This is a genomic window from Klebsiella huaxiensis, from assembly GCF_003261575.2.
In the GTDB taxonomy this organism is placed as follows: Bacteria; Pseudomonadota; Gammaproteobacteria; order Enterobacterales; family Enterobacteriaceae; genus Klebsiella; species Klebsiella huaxiensis.
The window spans coordinates 5,267,370-5,286,893 of the sequence record NZ_CP036175.1 but is presented as its reverse complement, the minus strand read 5'-3'; the positions used below and the strand labels follow the sequence as shown (position 1 = coordinate 5,286,893).

Sequence of the window (19,524 nt, the reverse complement as noted above, 5' to 3'; positions counted from 1 at the left end):
CGGCGCTTATTGCGGGTGAAAAACGAAACCCCGGATGTTAAGGAGTTGGTACTGTTCATGTTTTATCTCTCTGTTAAACCGCGAGTTTCATCAGTTCGGTCTGGGTCGCATTGGCTGCCGTTAGCTCTCCGGCTAGCTGGCCGTCGCGAAAGACTAGAATGCGATCGCTCATGCCGATAATTTCCGACAGTTCGGACGAGACCATGATGATCCCCTTATTTTTCAGGGCGAATTCCGACATAAAGCGGTAGATCTCTTTTTTTGCGCCGACGTCGATCCCGCGCGTCGGCTCATCCAGCAGCAGCACTTCCGGGTCGAGCAGCGCCCAGCGTCCCAGCACCACCTTCTGCTGGTTCCCGCCGCTGAGGTTGCCTACCGGCTGTTCGCCGTCATGGGTTTTGACGTTGAAGCGTTTAATCATCTCGCTGGTGCGCGCCTGCTCCTGTTTCTCATTGATAAATCCGCCGCGGCTGATGGCGCCGAACGACGAAATATTGATGTTCTCGCTGACCGAGCGGCACAGCACCAGGCCAGTATCTTTACGATCCTCGGTGACATAAGCGATACCGCAGCCGATCGCCTCTTTTGGCGAGTGGCGGCCAAGCGTCTTTTCACCCATCTGGATCGTGCCGCTGTCAGCGTGCTGAATGCCGAACACCAGATCGAGAAACTCGCTGCGCCCGGATCCGACCAGGCCGTAGATGCCGAGGATCTCGCCGCGCTTAAGCTGCAGGCTGATATCCTTGATCTTGTTGCGCCAGCGCAGGTTCTTCACCTCCATCATCACTTCATCGCCAGGCTGGTTGAACTTGGCGAATTCGCTGTCGTACTCGCCGCCAATGATGTGCTCAATCAGCTGTTCACGAGTGATATCCGCGATGTAGCCTTCATGGATGTAGGTACCGTCGCGAAAAATGGTGTAGCTATCGGCAATCTGGAAAATTTCCGACAGGCGATGCGAGACGTAGATGATCCCTTTTCCTTTGTCCGCCAGGCGCTTGATGGTCTGGAAGATCTTCTGCGCGTCCTCTTCGCCAATTGCCGAGGTTGGCTCATCCATGATGATGATGTCGGCATTGGCATGGGACAGCGCCTTGGCGATCTCCACCAGCTGCTGCTCGGCGACGCTCAGATTACGCATCTTCTCCGTCGCGCTAATGTTGAACTCCAGCTCCTTCAGCAGGGCGGTTGTGCGCTGGTTAAGGGTGGTGAAATCGACAAAGCCAAAGCGCTTCGGCTCGCGGCCCAGCCAGATGTTCTCCGCCACCGTCAGGTCCGGAATGGCACTCAGCTCCTGCTGAACGATGGCCACCCCAGCCTCCAGCGCTTCGCGAGGATGATGAAACTCGCGCCGCTGGCCGTTAATAAAGATGTCGCCGCCATCGGGCTGAATAAAGCCCATCAGAATGCTGAGAAACGTTGATTTGCCCGCGCCGTTACCGCCGCACAGTGCGTGAATGGAGCCGCGACGCAGACAGAATTCAGCGTTTTTTAACGCTACTACCGGGCCGAAGGTTTTCCGAACGCCGGTCACTTCCAGCAGATAAGCGGGCTGTTGAGTATGCGGATCGCGCGTCACAGTTGTACCTCCGGATAAGCCTGCTGCAGGCGTTGCAGATACCGTTGATAAAGTGCGTCGTACTGTTCCTGACGACTGGCGTCCGGTCGGGTGTGGGTTGCCGGGTCTAATGAAACAAAGCGCTGACACAGTTCAGCCAGCAGGGCGCGGGCGTCCTGTTCGGGGCGATCCGCCAGGCTGGTGGCCCAGATAGCCTGAATTGCGCCGCCCAGGGCCGCCGCTTCTTTGACGTTCAGGCATACCACCGGACAGCCCATCACGTCGGCAACAATCTGCCGCCAACCAGCGCTGCGCGCGCCGCCGCCGGTAAGACGAATCTCGCGGGCGTCGATGCCCTGACGGCGGAACAGTTCGATACCGTAGCGCAGGCCATAGGTGGCGCTCTCCACGACTGCCATGCAAAGGTTGGCGCGGGTAAAGTTATCGCTATCGAGGTTATGCAGACTGGCGCGAGCGTGCGGTAGCTGCGGAACCCGTTCGCCGTTGAAGAACGGCAGCATCTCGACGCCGCCCGCGCCCGGTGTGGCCTGGGCCAGCAGGGCGTTGAAACCGGCGATATCCTCGTTCAGCAACGTCTGAATGGCGGTCGTGGCCGACGTGACGTTCATCGTGCAAATCAGCGGCAGCCAGCCGTTGGTGCTGGAGCAGAACCCGGCAATCATTTCGGATTCCGCGTTGACCGGTTCGCCGGACCACGCAAACAGCGTACCGGAGGTGCCGAGGCTCATGGTGACCGTGCCCGCCGCGATGTTGCCGCAGCCGATGGCCGCCATCATATTATCGCCACCGCCGGTCGAGACGCGGGTTGCCGGGCTAAGGCCGAGCTTCGCTGCGGCTTCCGGACGTAAGGTTCCGATGCAGCTCTCCGCGCTTTTTAGCGGCGGCAGCGCTTGCCACAAACGGCCGGTATTATCGATAAGATCCACCGTGGCTTTGTCCCACTGGCGGGTGCGGACGTTAAGCAGGCCGGTGCCGGAGGCATCGCCGTACTCGGCGACCCGCTCACCGGTAAGCCAGAAATTCAGATAGTCATGGGGCAGCAGCACGGTGTGCAGTCGTGCCCACAGCGCCGGATGGTGGCTCTTAAACCAGAGAATTTTTGAGGCGGTGTAGCCGGTGGCAACCATCAGGCCAAGCTTCGCCAGCGATCCCTCAACGCCGCCGAGTTGTTGCAACAGCAGGGCGTTCTCTTCCGCAGTTTCGGTGTCGCACCACAGCTTCACGCTGTGCAGCACGTTGCCTTGCTCATCCAGCGGCACAAAGCCATGCTGCTGGCCGGAAACGCCCAGCGCCTGAATCTCCAGAGGATCGACCTGCGCCTGGGCTACGGCCTGGTGGAAGGCCACGATGAGCGCCTCGATCCACCAGTCGGCTTCCTGCTCGCGACGCCCGTTAGAGTCGCTGATAAGGCGGTGAGGCGCGCTGCCCTCACCGAGGATCGCGCCCTGTTGGCTGTCGACAATCACCACTTTTGTCCCCTGCGTACCGCAGTCTATGCCAGCATAGAGCGCCATGGGATCACTCCATTTCCAGCATAATTTTGATATCGGATGCATGACCGGCGGCGGCGCGTTCGAAGGCGGCGACGCTGTCGACAAACTTATAGGTCTGGCTAATCAGCGGCTGTACCTGCAGTTTGCCGCTGCTCAGCAGACGCAGAGTGCGCGGATACATGTTGGCGTAGCGGAAGATGGTTTTGAAGGTGATCTCTTTGGCCTGGGCGGCGACGATATCCATCGGCGCGGCATCGATCGGCATCCCCACCAGTACGGCGGTCGCACCCGGCGCGGCGTGTTCAGCCAGGGTGGCGATTGCTGGTTTTGCACCGCTGCATTCGAAGACGATATCTGCGCCGTTACCGCTGGTCAGCTCAGCGACTTTACCTGCCAGATCGCCGGTTTTGATATTCACCGCATGCAGGCCTTCATAGTTGGCGGCAACCGCCAGCTTCTCATCAAACAGATCGCAGATGATGACATCGGAACAGCCGCCCGCCAGCGCTGCCAACGCGGTGACAACGCCAATAGGACCTGCACCGATCACCAGGGCGATATCGCCAGGTTTGATCCCTGCTTTGGTGGCAGCATGCATTCCGATCGCCAGCGGCTCGACCATCGCACCTTCGGCAAAGCTGACGTTATCCGGTAATTTGAAGGTGAACGCGCCTGGATGAATTACGGTTTCACGCAGGCAGCCGTGGATCGGCGGGGTGGCCCAAAAGCGTACCGCCGGGTCGAGGTTGTAGATCCCTGCGCGGGTTTGCGCAGAGTTAAAATCCGGGATCCCCGGCTCCATGCAAACACGATCCCCGGCTTTAACGTGGGTGACGTTTTTACCCGTTGCCAGCACCACGCCTGCTGCTTCGTGCCCGAGTACCATCGGCGCTTCAACGATAAAAGGACCAATGCGTCCGTGCTGGTAGTAATGCACGTCGCTACCGCAAATGCCGACGGAGTGAATTTTGATTTGTACATCGTTGTCGCCGAGCACTTCGTCAAAGCTGCGATCTTCGATAGCGATTTTACCGGCTTCTGCCAACACTAATGCTTTCATGTGACCTCTCTTTGTAATCATTTTGATGGTATCGGTATCATTTTGGTGCGACGATCCTGGAGTAAATATGAAGTAAAAACTGTGACTGAGGTTAAAAATATTCAAAATATGTTAATCATGATGATCTAATGTAACTTACTGAAGCGATTCATATCACGGAAATGAAACCTTAATGGCGGGTTAAATGCTGGCGGTAGTGTTAACGATACCGTTTTAAAAACAGAGGATACGATGAATACACCGACTGATGCCGTTCAACGCACGCTTCATTTCCTGCAATTAGCTGAGATCGTTTTAACGAACGAGGAAAGGCAACATATTGAAATTGCGACATTTGGTTTGCCTGACTACCCGCTTTCCGGCCTGCAGCTTCTGACGTACACCAACTCGCCGCGCTACTGCGCCAAAGAGCTGGTGCTGTTTCCACGCCAGACGTGTCCGGAGCATTTGCACCCGCCTTTCGCCGGGACGCCCGGTAAGCAGGAAACCTTCCGCTGCCGCTGGGGTGAGGTTTATCTGTTTGTCGACGACCCTAGCCTGACGCCGAATGACGCCAGCGGCGAACCGATATGTCAGGTCCCGGAAGGCAGTGAGGCGTGGTATACCTGCGATCGCTACATTCGACTTCGCCCCGGTGAGCAGTACACTATCGCGCCCAACACCCGCCACTGGTTTCAGGCCGGAGAGCATGGGGCAGTGGTATCGGAGTTTTCTTCCGAAAGCCGCGATGAACTGGATGTTTTTACCGATCCCAGAGTAAATCGTCTGGCTGGAGTAAAGTGTTAGCATCATAGTGAGAGTTCTGTCATGATAACGTAAATGATACAAAATGATGCTTTTTAACTAAGGAGCTGCATTTGGCAGTCGGTCGTGGACGGAAGGCGACGCTGGCTAGCGTCGCCGCGCAGGCAAACGTCAGTAAAATTACTGCCTCGCGGGCATTTTCTCAGCCGGACAAAGTGCATCCGGAAACGCTGCAGCGCATTCGCGAAACGGCGGCCAGCCTTGGCTATGTAGTCAATGCTGCCGCGCGCAATCTGCGGGCGAAAACCAGCAAAACCATCGGTATCGTCAATCCCGATATGGCCAACCCCTTTTTTGGTGGCCTGACGCGGCTTATCACCCTCGAAGCGCAAAAGATGGGCTACGACACGCTGGTGTTCGACTCCTATGAATCTCAGGAGAGCGAAGATCGGATTATCGAAAAGCTGATCGGCTATAACGTCGATGCGATCATTTTGTCGGTGATCTCCAACGATCATCAGTATCGTCCGTCCTATCTTAAGCGGCTGGAAATGCTCAATATTCCGGTGGTGCTGGTGGACAGGGAGCTTGATGACCGCCACTGTAGCGGGGTCTATATCGATAATCTCGACTGCGGCCTGCAGGCTGGTCGCTGGCTGCTGGAGCAGAAAGCGCAGCGCGTGGTGGTGGTCTCCGGGCCGGAAAACTCCAATGTCGCCAGGGAGAGGGTCACGGGTCTACAGGCGGCGCTGCTGGGGAAAGTTGAATCTTTCGAAGTCCTGTATGCGGACTTCTTTATGGATATCGCGTGGCAGGAGACCAGCCGTTGGTTGGCTAACAACCCGGCGCCGGATTTTTTCGTCGGCTGCAATAACCAGATCTCGCTGGGGATTATCAAAGCCTGCCTTGAGCATCAATTAGATCTTAAGCAACAGGTCTCTCTGTTCAGCATTGATGAAGTCTCCCATGCCGGGATCTACGGTTTCCATTTTCCCTGCGTTTCTCACGATCTGCAGGAGATCGCCTGGCAGGCGCTGAATCTGGCGATTCGCCGGGTGACTGACCCGGAGAGCAAACCGGGTAAAGTGGTCGTGCGCGGTAAAATGCTGCCCTGATTCGCTTGCGCAGGTCGTTGACCGGCGCAAATACCAGCACAATAATTGTCATTAACTCGCCATGTTGACGCATTGTTCAAAATAACAGCTCAGCTAATGTATTGCTAACTCGAATTAGTTTATGATTAAGCCGTTCTGTTCGTTATGGAAAATGAGTTTATGGCCAAAACCGTTGAGCAAGTCGCCAGGGCGCTGGAAATCTCGATTACCACCGTGCGCCTCGTGCTAGGTGGCAAAGCTGAGCAGTATCGCATCAGCGCCAAAACGCAGCAGCGTATTAATGATTACGTTGCTGAGAATGGGCTGGTCGTTAACCATATCGCCCGCAGCCTGAAGCTGAATAAAACCGAGACCTTAGGGCTGGTGATCCCACGCCTGTCGAACCTGTTTTTCTCCACCCTGGCGGAAAAGCTGGAAGCCTGCTGCCGTCAGGCAGGGTATCAACTAATGATCGCCTGTACCTACAGCGACAGCGAGCATGAAAACAGTCTGGTTGAAGGCCTGCTGGCGCGTAATGTCGATGGGCTCTTTGTGGTGCCTTCTACCCGGGAAACGCAGTTGCATCATCAGAAGGTGGCGCGTAAGCGGCCGCTGGTGCTGCTCGACCGCGATTTTGGTGAGAGCGACGTATCGCTGGTGGTGAGTGATAACTACAACGGCAGTAAAAAGCTGGTGCAGGCGATGACCCAGGCAGTAGACGTTTCGCCGATTTTTTTTATCGCCGGGGATACCCAGCAGCCGTCGATCCAGCGTCGTTTGCAGGGCTACCTGAGCGAACTGCCCGCCGGGAAAGAGTGGATTTTGTCGGCCAGCCATAACCGTCAGGAAGAGGGTAAGCAGCTGATGCTCGATTTTCTCCGCCAGCATCGGGAGCCGCCGAAGGCATTTATCGCCTCATCGTTGCCGATTCTGGAAGGGACCCTGAGCGCGCTGCGGGAAACATATGGTTTTATTCCGTCGGATATCCCGATAGGCACCTTCGATGAACATCAAATGTTAGGGTTCCTGCCGAATGCGGTGTGGTCGATGCGTCAGGACGAAGACGCCTGGGCCCAGCACGCGTTTCATCTGATGCAGCAGAAGCTGCAGGGCGAAAATGCCGACGTGAAGATCACGGTGCCGATGACGCTCATTCACCGCCCTTTGTCGGTGGAAAATCAACGGAGTTAAGTGGGGGTCGGAAAAGACCCTCTCCCAGGAAGAGAGAGGGGGGAAAGAGCGTCGGAGCTGGCATATGACGCGTAGCCCGGACAGGTGCGCAGCACCGCCTCCGGGAACGATTACGCAATCAGGCGCTGAACAAACTGTGCTGCCAACTCGGCGTCTAACTCCGGCGGCAGGCCGCTGATCCCAACGCCGCCTATCGCCAGCCCATCAAGCATCACCGGCGCGCCGCCCGGCATTGCCAGCAGCTGCGGGTCGTGAAACATCTCCAGCCGTAGAGTGCCAACGTTGACTTCTTCCGCAAGCCTTGCCGTCGGACGGCGAAAGCGCAGGGCAGTCCAGGCCTTGCGCTGTGCCAGCTGACGCGGCAGCGGCGGACAGCGAGCGTGTGCGCCGAAAGCGATAAACTCGCCCTCCGGCCCCACCACCGCTATCGCCAGGCCCTTGGTCTGTGCATCGCCTTCGGTCTCCTGTAAAAACAGCGCCACCTGCTGGCAAACGGCGCTATCGTTCAGGCGGTTCTGGGTACACAGCCTGTCATTGCCGGGCATCGGCGATATACCCCCGTAAGCGCAGATAGAGTTCATCCAGCTCCCCTTTCTGCGCCGCCGTCAGCGCCACAAACGGCTCGCGGGTTGGTCCTGTTTCGACGGTCTCTTTACCGGCAAGATACTTCGCCGACTGAAACACGCCGCGCGCCACCAGGTTTTCCACGACTTCGTTAATCTGCTGCTGTAAGCGCTGCGCCCGGGCGATATCGCCCTGCTTAAACGCGCTGCGCAGAGCGAGAAACAACTCCGGCTGGAGGTTGACCGTGGTGCCGACGGTGGCCGTCGCACCTGCCGCGAGGCTGGAAAGGAAGATCTCATCGAAACCGTTAAAGAACACTTTGTCCGGATAGCGGGCGATCATCCGCTCCAGCGAGTAGAGGTTATGCGAAGTGTGCTTCACCCCCAGCACCTGCTCGTCGCCGAGCAGCGCTTCGGCGGTCTGATGGTCAAGCTCGACGCCGGTAAACTGCGGAATATTATACAAAATCACCGGAATCGAAATGGCGTCCAGTACCCGACGGTAGTAGGCGATAATCTCCTCGCGGCTATATTTGTAGTAGTAGGGCGGCACCAGCGATACCGCGCTGGCCCCGTCCTGCTCGGCGCTTTTTGCCAGCTCGACGGCATCCCGGGTGCGCGGTGTTCCGACGTGGGAGATCACCGGCACTTTGCCCTCCGCCGCCTGTACCAGCGTTGCCAGCACCTGCCTGCGCTCATCGAAACGCAGTAACGGCCCCTCTCCGGAGGAGCCGCAGCAGTAAAAGCCTTCAACCCCGCGCGCCAGCTGGGCGCGGGCGAGGGTGTCCAGCGCCGCATAGTTTACCGACTCGTCGGCGTGCATCGGCGTCACCACGGCGGAGATAATGCCGCGGAAAACCTGCCATTTATCGTTTACCATGCGGTCCAGCCTCCATCCACCACCACGTTGGAGCCGGTCATATAGACCGACGCGTCGGAGAGCAGGAACACCACCGCACCGTTGTACTCATGGGGTTTTGCCATCCGTCCAATCGGAATACGGTTGGTGTAGTTTTTCTGAAAACGCGGATCCTGGTCGCTACGCTCAACGCCGGAAAGGGTCAGGGTATTGACGCGAATGCCGTCGCGGCCCCAGTAGGTAGCGCAGTAGCGGGTAAAGTTATACAGCCCGGATTTTGCCGCCGAATAGGCCACCGGTTTAACGAAAGGAATGCCGGTGTCCTCTTTTTTATAGCTATAGATATCCTGCACCGGGGAGACCACGCCGTAGATCGAGCCGACGTTGATAATCGAACCGCCTTTGCCGGCCAGTTTCATACGCTTGCCAACCTGCTGAGTCATCAGGAAGGTGCCGACCAGATTCACTTCCACCACTTCGCGGAATACCTCTTCCGGAAACTCCTCAAACGGGCCGGACACTTCCGGCGGCGCGCTGGGCTGGGTATCAACACCTGCATTGTTTACCAGACCATCCGGCACGCCCCATTTTGCTTCGATGCTATCAAGAACCCGGTTAATACTGGCTTTGTCGGTAATATTCACTTCCGCGCAAAGCAGGCGGTCGGAGTCCTTTATCGCCCCTAGCACGCGATCGATACGTGCGGCATCGACACGGGTGGCTAGCGCCGCCACCTTTGCGCCGCGCTCATGTAAGGTCTTCACGTACTGCGCCCCCAGCTGTCCAAGGCCGCCGGTCACAATGATGACCTTGTCTTTAACTGAGAATAACGTGTCTTCCATTGTCCTTTCCCCATCACTGAGTGGTTAGATTTTGTGTGTTGCGAGATAGTCACGATCGAGAATGATGCCGTGGCCTGGTCGTTCGCTCGGCACGTAGTAGCCGTCCACCTCTTCGCCCGCCTCGGCGATAATGCGCAGATCCTTCCAGCGTCCACCGTCGGTCATTTCGGCGTATGAGATATTCGGTACCGTCGCCAGCAGGCTGGCGCTGAGCTCCATGACAAAATGCGGCGTCATCGGCAGGTTGTGCGCACGGGCGACGGCGGCGATATCCAGATAACCGGTGATCCCGCCGACGCGTCCGAGATCCGCCTGGATGTAATCCGCACAGCCGCTCTCGATGTATTGCGTGAACTGGTTTAAGTTATAGACGTTTTCGCCCAGCGCGATAGGCGTAGTGCTGCGTTCGCGAAGCTTGAGATGGCCGGTGATATCGTCGGAGGGCAGAGGCTCTTCAATCCATAACAGATTGAGCGGCTCGAACAGCTTGAACGCGCGCAGCGCCTGCGGGAAGTTCCAGCCCTGGTTGGCGTCAACCGCCAGCGGGAAGCCTGGAACGGCCTCCTGGATTTTGCGCAGCCGCTCCACGTCTTCTTCCAGCGTCGGTTTACCGACCTTCACTTTCGCTGCCAGGTAGCCGGTGCTTTTCCAGCGTTTGACCTGGTCGATCACTTCCTCAATGGACAGATGCAAGTTGATGCCGCTGCCGTACAGCGGAACGCGATCGCGAACGCGGCCAATAATATCGATGATCGGCGCGTTGAGGGTTTTGCCCAGGAGATCCCAGTAGGCAATATCCAGCGCTGCCAGAGCATGGGTGGTGACGCCCGCGCCGCCGACGTCGTGAACGTGTTTATATGAACGATGCCACAGGCCGCGCGGCGAGAGCGGCTGGCCGATCACGTCCGGGATAATCTCGGCTATCAGCGCGGAGATGGTTTTTCCACACCAGCCGGAAGTGTGGCTAAAGCCGGTACCAACGTGACCGTTTGAACCGTAGACATCAACAATCGCCACTTCGATATCGGTGACGTGGTGAATCTGATCTCCCCAGGGGCCTTCCGGCAGCGGAACGCGGGCGGTCATCAGTTCGATATTTTCAATCACGGGCATTTTTGTGCTGTTCATCTGATTCCTTCCTTTATGTGTTCAGCGGGGGCCGCCTCTGCGGCCCGGGCGGTTAATGTTTAGAGGTTGAGGCCGGTGATTCATGACCCTGCAGGACGATTGCCGGGCTGGCGTCATGTTCTTGATCATTTTCGTCGCCCACCGCATGGCCGAAGACTTCCGGCAGCAGGAAAATGGAGGCGAGGAAGGCGCAGAACGGCGCGATAGCGATAATCATTGAGGCGACTGGCACGCCGACTGCCTCAAACAGGGCCGGGAATACCAGAGTCGTGACGAAGGCGGTGACCTTGACGATGGTGTAGCCGATACCGGAAGCCACGCCGCGGTAACGCGGTTTTGCCACGAGGGAGATGACCGTCATCCCGCTTTCAGAGTCCCAGTAGTGACCCCATAGCATCAGCGCTGCGCCGAAGATGATAAAAGCGAAGCTGCTGCTATAGACGCCCCACGCCGAAATCGAGATACCGATGGTCACCAGCAGGAAGCCGTATTTGCTCAGCCCTTTATGGCCGAGTTTCGGCAACAGCAGTGGGCCAACGAACGCCGAGAGCGCGGCGATGCAGTTCACCGCCAGCAGGGCGAGGTTGTTCTGAATCTGTCCGGAAATACCGATGGTGACGAGAATCAGCGGTAGGAAGAACGAGAAGGCATAGTTTTCAAACGACTGTACGGCGCAGGAGAACCAGCCGAACAGGGTTGTGCGGCGGGTAAACGGGCGGCGGAACAGATCGTGCAACGTCTCTTTGAGCGTCGGGTCGGCGATAGTGACGTTTTCGTTGGGTAGAATGTCGTCCAGCAGGCGGCCATCCTGTTCGCCGTAATATTCGCGGGAGGCTTTTTTAGCTTCGATAAAGCGGCCGCGTTCCACAAACCAGGCTGGGGTTTCCGGTAACTCCCGACGCATAAACAGCAGCAGACAGGCAGGGATCGCCGGAACCGCCAGCACGATGCGCCAGATCATATCCGGGTGAACATCAAGCGCGACCAGAGTAGTGACCAGCAGGATAGCGGCGATAATTCCCAGCGCGAACATAAACTGCCAGCGGTTCGCCATCACTTCGCGCTTGCCTTTCGGCATCACCTCCATGATGTAGGTAAAGCCGTTGGCCACGTCCGCGCCCACCGGGATCCCGGCGAGGCAGCGAATAATCGCCAGCCAGTACATATTGGGCGCCAGGCCCTGAAGCACGGCGAAAATCGCGAACAGGATCATCGACCAGAGGAAAATTTTGCGCCGTCCGAGTTTGTCGGTCAGCCAGCCGCCGAGCAGCGCGCCGATAACCGCGCCGAGCTGAGTACCGGCGGCGGTAAAACCGAGCAGCCAACTGCTAGGTTCATAAATATCTTTCAGGGCGAATAAGATAAACGCCATGGAATAAATATCCCATGACTCAATTAATAATGCGGTGATCATTAGCCATCCCGCTTTGGTACAGCCGGGGGCTTCCTGTAGGTCGAGCCGTTTCTTTGCCTTTTGGATAATAAATTCAATATGTTGCTGCTGATACATATAATCCTCTCTCGTCCGGGCAAGCAAAAGGCCCGCCCGGACAGATGCGCGTTGACCCGCTCTTTATGGGCGATAAAGAGACGAATTAAGCGGATGTTTGCCAGGATCGCTAACAACGTAAAAATTACATAAGCGAATCAGTTTTTATTTCATTAATAAATGAGCATCGCCTGCGATAAAGACTTTTATATTTTGCGTCAGCGCCTGGGCAATAAAGGCGTTCAGCACTTCGGATAAAACCTCCTCCTCTACGTAAGCCAGACTGAGATGGTTACTTTGGTGTCCCGCCATTAAATCATCGCGCGAAACCCCGTCGAGAACGGCGTTGAGTAGCGGCCACTCGTAGTTGGTCGCCTTGCGGCGGCGTTCGAATTCATCATGCGGCAGTTCGACGGCGGTACCGGTGCCGATATGCAGGATCACCTGAGTGCCTTCATAGTGCGCGCGCGCCCAGATAAAGCGTCCGGCTTTGCCCTGCCCGGCGATAGTTGAACCACCGTAGGGGAAGAACATCGGCGGCTGGCGATAGCCGGTGGCTCCGGCGATCCCGCCTTTCAGATGGGCGAACGGGACCGCGCCGGAGATCTCCAGATCCCAATAAAATGTGCCGTTGTATTCGCTACCCCAGCGGATATCGTGGAGGGTGGTTTCGCTCTCCATACCCAGCGCGCCGAGCAGCTTCGCCAGCATTACCTGCGGGATGGCGCTGCCCATATCCACCTCGTTGATGCAGGGGATTGGCGCATCCGGGCAGATAATCTCGCCGTGCTCATCCGGGATCGGGAAGCGCTCGGCGTTGCCGATAGCGCCCTCTGCAAAATCAGAGGCCGCACAGCTGTCTTTGAGCCCCTGTTGATACTGCACGCCAACCGCCGTCAGCCCGAATCGCTTCACGAAACGCGCCATAGCTATCATCATTGCACACTGTTCCAGCACCTGCTCCCGGGTGAGATCCTGCGCACTGTCAGGGCCGAATTTAAACTGCATTCCGCGAGTTTCGTACCAGTCGAGGCAGGCTTCGCGCAGGGCGGCCGGTACTTTATTCATCTCAACCAGCAGCGCCGATTGCGATAGCGACTCCACCGGCATCCCCACATCGATCATCGCTTTTTGCGGGAAGACACCGTTGATCATCCCCATACAGAAGGTGTCGAACAGGCCGACAATGGCTTTATGTTTGAGGATCGACTGCCCAACTTTGACGCCAATCTGCCCGGCTTCGCTGGCCAGCAGCGGTGCGCTGGGGGCGACCGGATGCAAATAGCCGAGCTTATGGCTGAGGTGGCCATCGCGCAGCCAGGTCTCTAAGCCGCGAATAAACGCGTCATCGGCAAAGGTTTCGGACCATAGCCGCGAGTAGTTACGCTCAAGGCTGGTGAGGCATCCGGCCATGCAGAGCATGCCGACCAGGCCCGGCCAGGTGCCATCGAAATTGGCGAGCAGCAAAATGGGGCCACGGTGATGCACTAGTGAAGGGGCAAGATGGTGAGAGTATTGCCAGGCGGTCAGCAGGACGATAACCGGTGCATCCGGATCTATTTGGGCGAACAGATCGCTACCTTCCTTCTGGCTGCTGATAAACCCGTGACCGCGGCTCTCATTGACCGGATGGGCGCGCCGTAGCCGATAGCCTAATGTTTCCAGCGCCGCTTCCAGACGTTGTTCAAATAATTTTTGTGTGGGCCAGCAGGTGACGTTAGCCGGTTCGCGGAGATCCGCATTGGTGACCATCAAAACTTCGCCTGATTTCGGGGTAATAAACTCGGCTTCCGCGGGTAACGTTAAATTCAACATGTGAATTTCTCCTGTAGGGGATAGGTAGCTTAGTTATCGTTCATCGTGCTGCGCATGGTTTCGTGCCGTATCAGCCGCTTCTTTGGTTGCTGATTTCATTAGCTAACTCGAATTAGCAAATTAGGGTAAAAAAAAGATAGGGACAAACCCTTTACCGGGATTTTGTGATGGCTATCAATATTGTTTTATTAAAATATTGATATTTAAGTTTTTATTTAATTTGTTCTGAGTGTGGGAGGACAAATGCCTGTAAAAGCGTTTAGGCGGTGGAAAAAAAGGTGAAGAGAAGTGGATTGATTATTCTTGAACACTAATTAACTAGTATTTCATTTATTTTTAATGGGTTATGTCTTTTTTTAGATCGCCTTACCGGCATCGGTGATTTGCATGAGTGTTAAAATTTAACCGATCCTGGTCACACTCTTTTAGCATTCACGTTGTGAATCTCTGTATCTTGTTATAATTAGCTAATTCGAGTTAGCTTGCTGGCGATTTTCCCTTCGCCACTGCGGTTAGCCAGGCGCCGCCCGATTTAACAATAATGATTCAGGACAGAGGATTTAATGATGACTATGCTTACCTCGCCAGCCATTGCCCCTGCAAAAGACGAACAAACATCGCTACAAAAGCATGAACGAAGAAAGCTGATCACCGTGCTAGGCTCAGGTTTATCCGGCACAACCATCGAGTTCTATGACTTTTTTATTTACGGTACCGCCGCCGCGTTGGTGTTCCCGTCGCTCTTTTTCCCCAATCTCTCACCGCTGATGGCGCTGCTGGTATCCTTCCTGACGCTGTCAATCACCTTTGTGAGCCGCCCCATCGGGGCCATCGTTTTTGGCCACTACGGCGATAAGATTGGCCGAAAAAAATCGCTGGTGCTATCGCTGATGATTATGGGGATCTCGACGTTCTGCATTGGACTCATCCCCAGCTATGACACCATCGGCAACGCCGCGCCGCTGATCTTGATTTTTCTGCGTCTCTGTCAGGGATTCGCCATCGGCGGCGAGTGGGGCGGGGCGACCACGCTTATCACCGAATATGCGCCACGCAATCGTCGTGGCTTTTTTGGTACTTTTGTCCAGTTAGGTAACGTGCTTGGATTGTTTATTGCGACTGCCGTTTTCGCGCTGGTGGTGATGCTGCCGGAAGATGACCTGATGTCCTGGGGCTGGCGCGTGCCTTTCCTGCTAAGTATCGCGTTGCTGTTTGTCGGCATGTTTATCCGTTCGCGCATTGAAGAGACGCCGGTATTCCAGGAAAATCAGAAACAGCAGCAGAACGCGCCGAAAGCGGCGGAACAACAGTTTCCGATTCTCGCCGTGCTGAAGCACCATCGCAAAGCGGTGTTTCTGGCAATGGGCATGCGCATGGGGGAGATTGTGCTGGGTTGGTTGACGGTGGCGTTCTTCATGTCGTACGTCACCAGAGAGCTGAACTTCACCCGTGAAACGGCGCTAAATGGCCTGCTGTTAGCTAGCTTCGTTGGTATCTTTACCTTCCCATTCTTTGGCTGGCTATCCGATAAAATTGGCCGTCGCCCGGTGTATCTTGCAGGGGCTGCCATCACGCTGATCTTTGCCTTCCCGCTGTTCTGGATGATCGATTCTGGCTCGGTGAAAATGTTTATGTTCGCCACCACCTTCTGTTATTCCATTGGGCTGGGGATGATGTTCAGTGTTCAGCCGGCCTTCTTTTCGGAGCTATTTGACACCAGTGTGCGCTATACCGGCGTGTCGTTAGGTTTCCAGTTGGCGAATATCGTTGGCGGCTTAACGCCGATGATCGGCACTTTACTGCTGGTGTGGTCCGGCGGCGAGTCGTGGCCTATCTCGCTGTTCCTTGCCTGTATGGCGCTGATTACTATCCTCTGCGTATGCGTGACGCGGGAAAGCTATAACGATGAACTCAATGATGTGAAGAAGTAATTTGTGAAGGTTTGCCCCGCCAATGGCGGCGGGGCGAGCATATCAGAACAGATTAAACTTATATTCGATAATGACTTCCGAGGAGAGCGAGTTGGCCCGGCTGTAATGGCCGTCGGTCAGCACCGGGGTTTTGCCATTCATTTTATAAGACCAGCCCGGTCCGAACATCGCCCAGACGGTGAGGTTTTTCAGCCTCGGATGCGTTGGCACCCAGCGGCTAAAGGCGTTGATTTCGCCAGTACGAACATGGTTGCCACGGTAGTTAAACTGGGCAATGTTACCGGCCAGGCCGATAGCCAGCTCTGGCGTCAGGTTGTAATCCGACATATTGGAGAGCACCAGTTCGCCGTCGCGCATATAGTCATTACCTGCATAGGCCATTGAGGTAAAGGTGCCGCGCGAGTTTTTGCTCATGTGACGTGGATAGAATCCCACTTCATTAGCCTTATTGGCATCGGTATAGCCAAGACCCCATTTGGTGCTCCAGTTGTCGGCCTGCCACTTAACGTCCATAGCGATATGCCAGGCGTCGTCGTCAAAATCACGCTTATTGGCCGGCATGTTTTTGTACTCATCCAGCGCATGGGTGGCGTACACCTGGGTACCAATATTCAGTGCTTTCATTGGCTTAAGATTAGTGAACAGGATATGGCGGCGCAGATAGTTATCGCTTTCACCATAGGCGTACTGCATGTTCAAGAGCTCGCTTTGCCACAGAATGTCGCCGCTGGCGATGTGGTTAATATATTGTCCGCTATTGGTCTGAAATCGTTTCTTATCCGGCGAGTTGCGATCCATCGAGCTTTCGATGTACGCACCGCGTAGCGTAAACGGACCATAGTTCACCGCGCCGGTCCAGCCTAAATAGGTCGTCGGTGAGAGGCGGGTGGAATTGGAGATGACGCCGTAGTTTTTCATCGTCTGCCAGCCCCAGCGGGCATTCAGGTTGATATCCTCAAGGCGGTATTGCAGCTTGACGTTGCGTTGGCCAATTTTTGAAAAACCTTCGGCGTTACTTTTTTTATTACCGCTGCCGTCATTGTAGAGTACGCCACGGGAGTTAAAGTAATCGCTGGCACCGAGTTTCATCGCCCCGTAGTAGGTGGCATCAAAACCGATAATATCGGCAAAATAACCTGACTGGTAATCCACTGCGACGCCCTGACCCCAGGCGTTATGGACCTTTTTCGGCTCGGTTTCTTCTTCCTTGAGATATTTCCAGTAGTTTTTAAAAGATAAGGACATGTGCGACTGGCTAAATAACGGGTCGTCGAGCACGGTATTAACCATATCGCGTTCTTGAATGCTGTTTTTGGTCGTGGAGGACCAGACGCTGGTGGGAATAGCCAGCATCATAATGGCGACTGTAATTGTATTGATTTTCATAATAAACCCCAGAGTAGGGACGCAGCGATCCGGGCGAGACAATTTCGCCTGCAGCCTGCAGTAATGAATAACTAAATGCTGGTTTTATTTTTTATCGAGAGATTGTTTTCCGGCTTCGACATATTTCATGGTGCCGATTTCAGGAACGGTATATTTTCCGTCTTTATAAACAATTTTAACCACGGCAGCATTGGCGAGTGGTTTGTTTTTCGCGCTATCGTCCGTTAAATCTGAAATCATTATCTGCATTGCAGTGCCGGATGAAATCGCCAGCACGTTTTTATCGCCGCGGGCCTGCGCGTTTTCAACGATTGTATGCAGGGCTGCTTGTGTACGCGTTTTGACCTGCTGATAATTTTCCGCCATCCCTTTAGAGTCGGCAGCCGCTAGTGCATTCTGGTTGGTATCAACAGATAGAGTGCCGGCCTTCATTTGGCTGAAAAGCGCGGCGCCATCTTTAAGACCCAACTGTTTTGCCCCTGCGTCGGCCATATCTTTGTTATAGCCACCTTCGAAACCGCCGAAGAACGCTTCGCGCAGGCCGCTTAATTCAGTAAGTTGGTAATTACTCACTCCGGCTTGCTTAAGGATTACCTGCATGGTCTCTCGCTGGCGTCCGGCATCGCTGGAATAGAAGCTATCAAATGGAATGTCTTTTAACCCTTCGCCAAGATAGCGTGCGACGCGGATACCGTCTTCGGTAAGCGGTGAATCTACCCAACCCTGAACGCGGTCAAAAGTATTCAGCAGCGTTTTGCCATGGCGGGCAAAATAGATATTTACTCCGTCATCATTTTTGACCTCAGCGGCGGAACAGGTTGCCGCACCTGCTGTCATCATTAATGCGATTAGCCACTTCTTCATATTATTCTCCATCTGCATGGTCTTTTTATAAGCAAAAAAAAACCTACCTCAGATATCCGATGCGAAGCAGAAATAACATCATGCTTGCTCGAACTTTCTGACGTAGGTTTCGCCTGTTCTTTAACAGTAACAATCCAACATCGACTACGGTATCACCAAATATTCTAAAAAACATCCCTTGTGATTATTGATGTCAATAAATGTGATCATCTTCATGGAGTTGATTTTGCAATTGAGAAGTTTCTCATGATTGAATTTCGGATTAATTAGTTATTTTTTATTGAAATAATATTCAGTGCTTGATGTCTGTCACAAAATACAGCGTCACACGCTGGACTCTTCACTCATCAGGCGTTATTTTTCCTTCACTTTGGGATTGTTACTGACCACAGGCAAAACCTAAGCCCCCTGTACGCCAATTTGGCTTGCGGCAGGGGGCTTAGGTTTTTTTTTTGCGCCTAAGAAATATCTCTGCTACCCAATAAGGAATGAAGATGAGAACGAAAATTCTGACTGCCGCCATTCTGGCGTTATCCGCCGCCTCAGTTCAGGCTGCTGAAAAACCGCTGAAAATACTGCTGGTTAATGACGATGGTTGCCAGTCTGTTGGCACCACTTCGTTGCAGGAAAAACTGGCGGAAAAAGGGTATGACGTCTGGATGGTGGCCCCGGCAACCAACCAGAGCGGTATCGGTTCGGCAATCACCTTTAAGACGGGGAAAGTTTTTGACGTTAAAAAAGCTGCTGACAAGCGCTACTGCTTCCCCGGAACGCCCGCTGATGCGCTGGATTTTGGTCTGTGGGGCGTCCTGAAAGACGCGCCGCCGGATCTGGTGATTTCGGGCGTCAATGATGGTCCTAATACCGGTATGGCACAGGTTAACTCCGGTACTGTGAGCGCGGCGGTTCGCGCCTTACGCTACGGTTTCCCGGCGATTGCCGCCAGCATCGGCTATCGTTTCACAGAAGAAGAGATGAAAAACAAGTGGCCGAGTACTCATAAATATTGGCCTGACTCGGTGGATTATGTCGTTACGCTGGTGGATAAACTTAATGCCGCTCATAAACCGGGTAGTCCAATTTTGCCGCAGGGATCGGGGTTGAGTATCAACTATCCGCCGCTGCCGTCGGCTGAAATCAAAGGCGTTCATTATATTGAGAATGAACAATACCCCGCGCCGCAGATTGGCTATGAACTGCTGGCGGACGGAACGGCAAAACAGACGATGAACCCGGAAGCGATGAAACCCGCTGAAGGGGATAATGACTCGGGCTGGTTGAATAAAGGATATATCACTTACACCTTGTTTGATGGTTCATGGAACGCGCCGCAATTCCAGGGGCAGTACGAGACTTTGCTCGGAAAATGATGCTATAGCGATATAAAAGCAGAAGGCGCGTTATCCGCGCCTTCTATACCCGTTATACTTCAGCTTGCATGTGCGTTGGCTACGTTCGCTCACCCCAGTCACTTACTTAAGTAAGC

General features: G+C 54.8%; 16 protein-coding genes. 5 read left to right on the top strand and 11 right to left on the bottom strand.

Going from position 1 to position 19,524, the window contains the following annotated elements; all coding sequences use genetic code 11:
• Nucleotides 1-73: 73 nt before the first annotated feature.
• The 3 genes from DA718_RS25220 to DA718_RS25210 are packed head-to-tail and all read right to left on the bottom strand — an operon-like array spanning nt 74 to nt 4,132.
• Nucleotides 74-1,579, bottom strand: coding sequence for a sugar ABC transporter ATP-binding protein (locus DA718_RS25220; protein WP_110276641.1), 1,506 nt, complete (start codon nt 1,577-1,579; stop codon nt 74-76).
• On the bottom strand, nt 1,576-3,093 hold the full coding sequence (gene xylB / locus DA718_RS25215; protein WP_112216409.1) for a xylulokinase: 1,518 nt from the start codon (nt 3,091-3,093) through the stop codon (nt 1,576-1,578). Before xylB ends, DA718_RS25220 begins: the two co-directional genes overlap by 4 nt.
• Before the next feature lie 4 nt (nt 3,094-3,097).
• Complete coding sequence (locus tag DA718_RS25210; RefSeq protein WP_112216410.1) at nt 3,098-4,132, bottom strand: NAD(P)-dependent alcohol dehydrogenase; 1,035 nt, start codon at nt 4,130-4,132, stop codon at nt 3,098-3,100.
• A gap of 231 nt (nt 4,133-4,363) precedes the next feature.
• Between DA718_RS25210 and DA718_RS25205 the strand changes: the two genes are divergently transcribed.
• The 3 genes from DA718_RS25205 (at nt 4,364) to DA718_RS25195 (ending at nt 7,161) form a co-directional block, all read left to right on the top strand.
• On the top strand, nt 4,364-4,918 hold the full coding sequence (locus tag DA718_RS25205; protein ID WP_112216411.1) for a D-lyxose/D-mannose family sugar isomerase: 555 nt from the start codon (nt 4,364-4,366) through the stop codon (nt 4,916-4,918).
• A gap of 71 nt (nt 4,919-4,989) precedes the next feature.
• Nucleotides 4,990-5,991: a LacI family DNA-binding transcriptional regulator gene (locus tag DA718_RS25200; protein ID WP_110276644.1), complete on the top strand. Its 1,002-nt coding sequence runs from the start codon at nt 4,990-4,992 to the stop codon at nt 5,989-5,991.
• A gap of 159 nt (nt 5,992-6,150) precedes the next feature.
• Nucleotides 6,151-7,161 carry a LacI family DNA-binding transcriptional regulator gene (locus DA718_RS25195; protein WP_185930811.1) on the top strand — a complete coding sequence of 337 codons (1,011 nt, stop codon included), beginning with the start codon at nt 6,151-6,153 and terminating at the stop codon, nt 7,159-7,161.
• A gap of 110 nt (nt 7,162-7,271) precedes the next feature.
• On the opposite strand, the gene DA718_RS25190 is transcribed toward DA718_RS25195, so the two are convergent.
• From DA718_RS25190 to DA718_RS25165, 6 genes are all read right to left on the bottom strand, one after another.
• Nucleotides 7,272-7,706: a GlcG/HbpS family heme-binding protein gene (locus DA718_RS25190; protein WP_112216413.1), complete on the bottom strand. Its 435-nt coding sequence runs from the start codon at nt 7,704-7,706 to the stop codon at nt 7,272-7,274.
• Nucleotides 7,693-8,604 (bottom strand): dihydrodipicolinate synthase family protein, encoded by a 912-nt coding sequence (locus DA718_RS25185; RefSeq protein WP_112216414.1) that lies wholly within the window; start codon nt 8,602-8,604, stop codon nt 7,693-7,695. Before DA718_RS25185 ends, DA718_RS25190 begins: the two co-directional genes overlap by 14 nt.
• The gene (locus tag DA718_RS25180) at nt 8,598-9,425 is read right to left on the bottom strand and encodes an SDR family oxidoreductase (protein WP_110276648.1); all 828 of its coding nucleotides are present in this window, start codon (nt 9,423-9,425) and stop codon (nt 8,598-8,600) included. Before DA718_RS25180 ends, DA718_RS25185 begins: the two co-directional genes overlap by 7 nt.
• 24 nt (nt 9,426-9,449) lie before the next feature.
• A complete protein-coding gene (locus DA718_RS25175) occupies nt 9,450-10,553 on the bottom strand; it encodes a mandelate racemase/muconate lactonizing enzyme family protein (protein ID WP_112216415.1) in 1,104 nt (367 codons plus the stop codon).
• A gap of 52 nt (nt 10,554-10,605) precedes the next feature.
• Nucleotides 10,606-12,063, bottom strand: a complete 1,458-nt coding sequence (locus tag DA718_RS25170; protein WP_112216416.1) for an MFS transporter — start codon at nt 12,061-12,063, stop codon at nt 10,606-10,608.
• Between the two features lie 144 nt (nt 12,064-12,207).
• Nucleotides 12,208-13,857, bottom strand: coding sequence for a signal transduction protein (locus tag DA718_RS25165; protein ID WP_112216417.1), 1,650 nt, complete (start codon nt 13,855-13,857; stop codon nt 12,208-12,210).
• Between the two features lie 566 nt (nt 13,858-14,423).
• Between DA718_RS25165 and DA718_RS25160 the strand changes: the two genes are divergently transcribed.
• Entirely contained in the window at nt 14,424-15,788 is a 1,365-nt protein-coding gene (locus tag DA718_RS25160) for an MFS transporter (RefSeq protein ID WP_112216418.1), read from the top strand.
• Nucleotides 15,789-15,830: 42 nt separating this feature from the next.
• Here the strand turns inward: DA718_RS25160 and DA718_RS25155 are convergent, their stop codons facing one another.
• Both DA718_RS25155 and DA718_RS25150 read right to left on the bottom strand, forming a co-directional pair.
• Nucleotides 15,831-17,174 carry an OprD family outer membrane porin gene (locus DA718_RS25155; RefSeq protein ID WP_110276653.1) on the bottom strand — a complete coding sequence of 448 codons (1,344 nt, stop codon included), beginning with the start codon at nt 17,172-17,174 and terminating at the stop codon, nt 15,831-15,833.
• Between the two features lie 84 nt (nt 17,175-17,258).
• Complete coding sequence (locus DA718_RS25150) at nt 17,259-18,038, bottom strand: histidine phosphatase family protein (protein WP_112216419.1); 780 nt, start codon at nt 18,036-18,038, stop codon at nt 17,259-17,261.
• A 494-nt stretch (nt 18,039-18,532) separates the two neighbouring features.
• Between DA718_RS25150 and surE the strand changes: the two genes are divergently transcribed.
• Nucleotides 18,533-19,408, top strand: a complete 876-nt coding sequence (gene surE / locus DA718_RS25145; protein ID WP_112216420.1) for a 5'/3'-nucleotidase SurE — start codon at nt 18,533-18,535, stop codon at nt 19,406-19,408.
• Nucleotides 19,409-19,524: the final 116 nt, after the last annotated feature.

Coding starts and splice junctions, on each gene's coding strand:
- xylB (WP_112216409.1), bottom strand. CDS start 3,093: ATGGCGCTCTATGCTGGCATAGACTGCGGTACGCAGGGGACAAAAGTG.
- DA718_RS25210 (WP_112216410.1), bottom strand. CDS start 4,132: ATGAAAGCATTAGTGTTGGCAGAAGCCGGTAAAATCGCTATCGAAGAT.
- DA718_RS25205 (WP_112216411.1), top strand. CDS start 4,364: ATGAATACACCGACTGATGCCGTTCAACGCACGCTTCATTTCCTGCAA.
- DA718_RS25195 (WP_185930811.1), top strand. CDS start 6,151: ATGGCCAAAACCGTTGAGCAAGTCGCCAGGGCGCTGGAAATCTCGATT.
- DA718_RS25190 (WP_112216413.1), bottom strand. CDS start 7,706: ATGCCCGGCAATGACAGGCTGTGTACCCAGAACCGCCTGAACGATAGC.
- DA718_RS25185 (WP_112216414.1), bottom strand. CDS start 8,604: ATGGTAAACGATAAATGGCAGGTTTTCCGCGGCATTATCTCCGCCGTG.
- DA718_RS25180 (WP_110276648.1), bottom strand. CDS start 9,425: ATGGAAGACACGTTATTCTCAGTTAAAGACAAGGTCATCATTGTGACC.
- DA718_RS25175 (WP_112216415.1), bottom strand. CDS start 10,553: ATGAACAGCACAAAAATGCCCGTGATTGAAAATATCGAACTGATGACC.
- DA718_RS25170 (WP_112216416.1), bottom strand. CDS start 12,063: ATGTATCAGCAGCAACATATTGAATTTATTATCCAAAAGGCAAAGAAA.
- DA718_RS25165 (WP_112216417.1), bottom strand. CDS start 13,857: ATGTTGAATTTAACGTTACCCGCGGAAGCCGAGTTTATTACCCCGAAA.
- DA718_RS25160 (WP_112216418.1), top strand. CDS start 14,424: ATGACTATGCTTACCTCGCCAGCCATTGCCCCTGCAAAAGACGAACAA.
- DA718_RS25155 (WP_110276653.1), bottom strand. CDS start 17,174: ATGAAAATCAATACAATTACAGTCGCCATTATGATGCTGGCTATTCCC.
- DA718_RS25150 (WP_112216419.1), bottom strand. CDS start 18,038: ATGAAGAAGTGGCTAATCGCATTAATGATGACAGCAGGTGCGGCAACC.
- surE (WP_112216420.1), top strand. CDS start 18,533: ATGAGAACGAAAATTCTGACTGCCGCCATTCTGGCGTTATCCGCCGCC.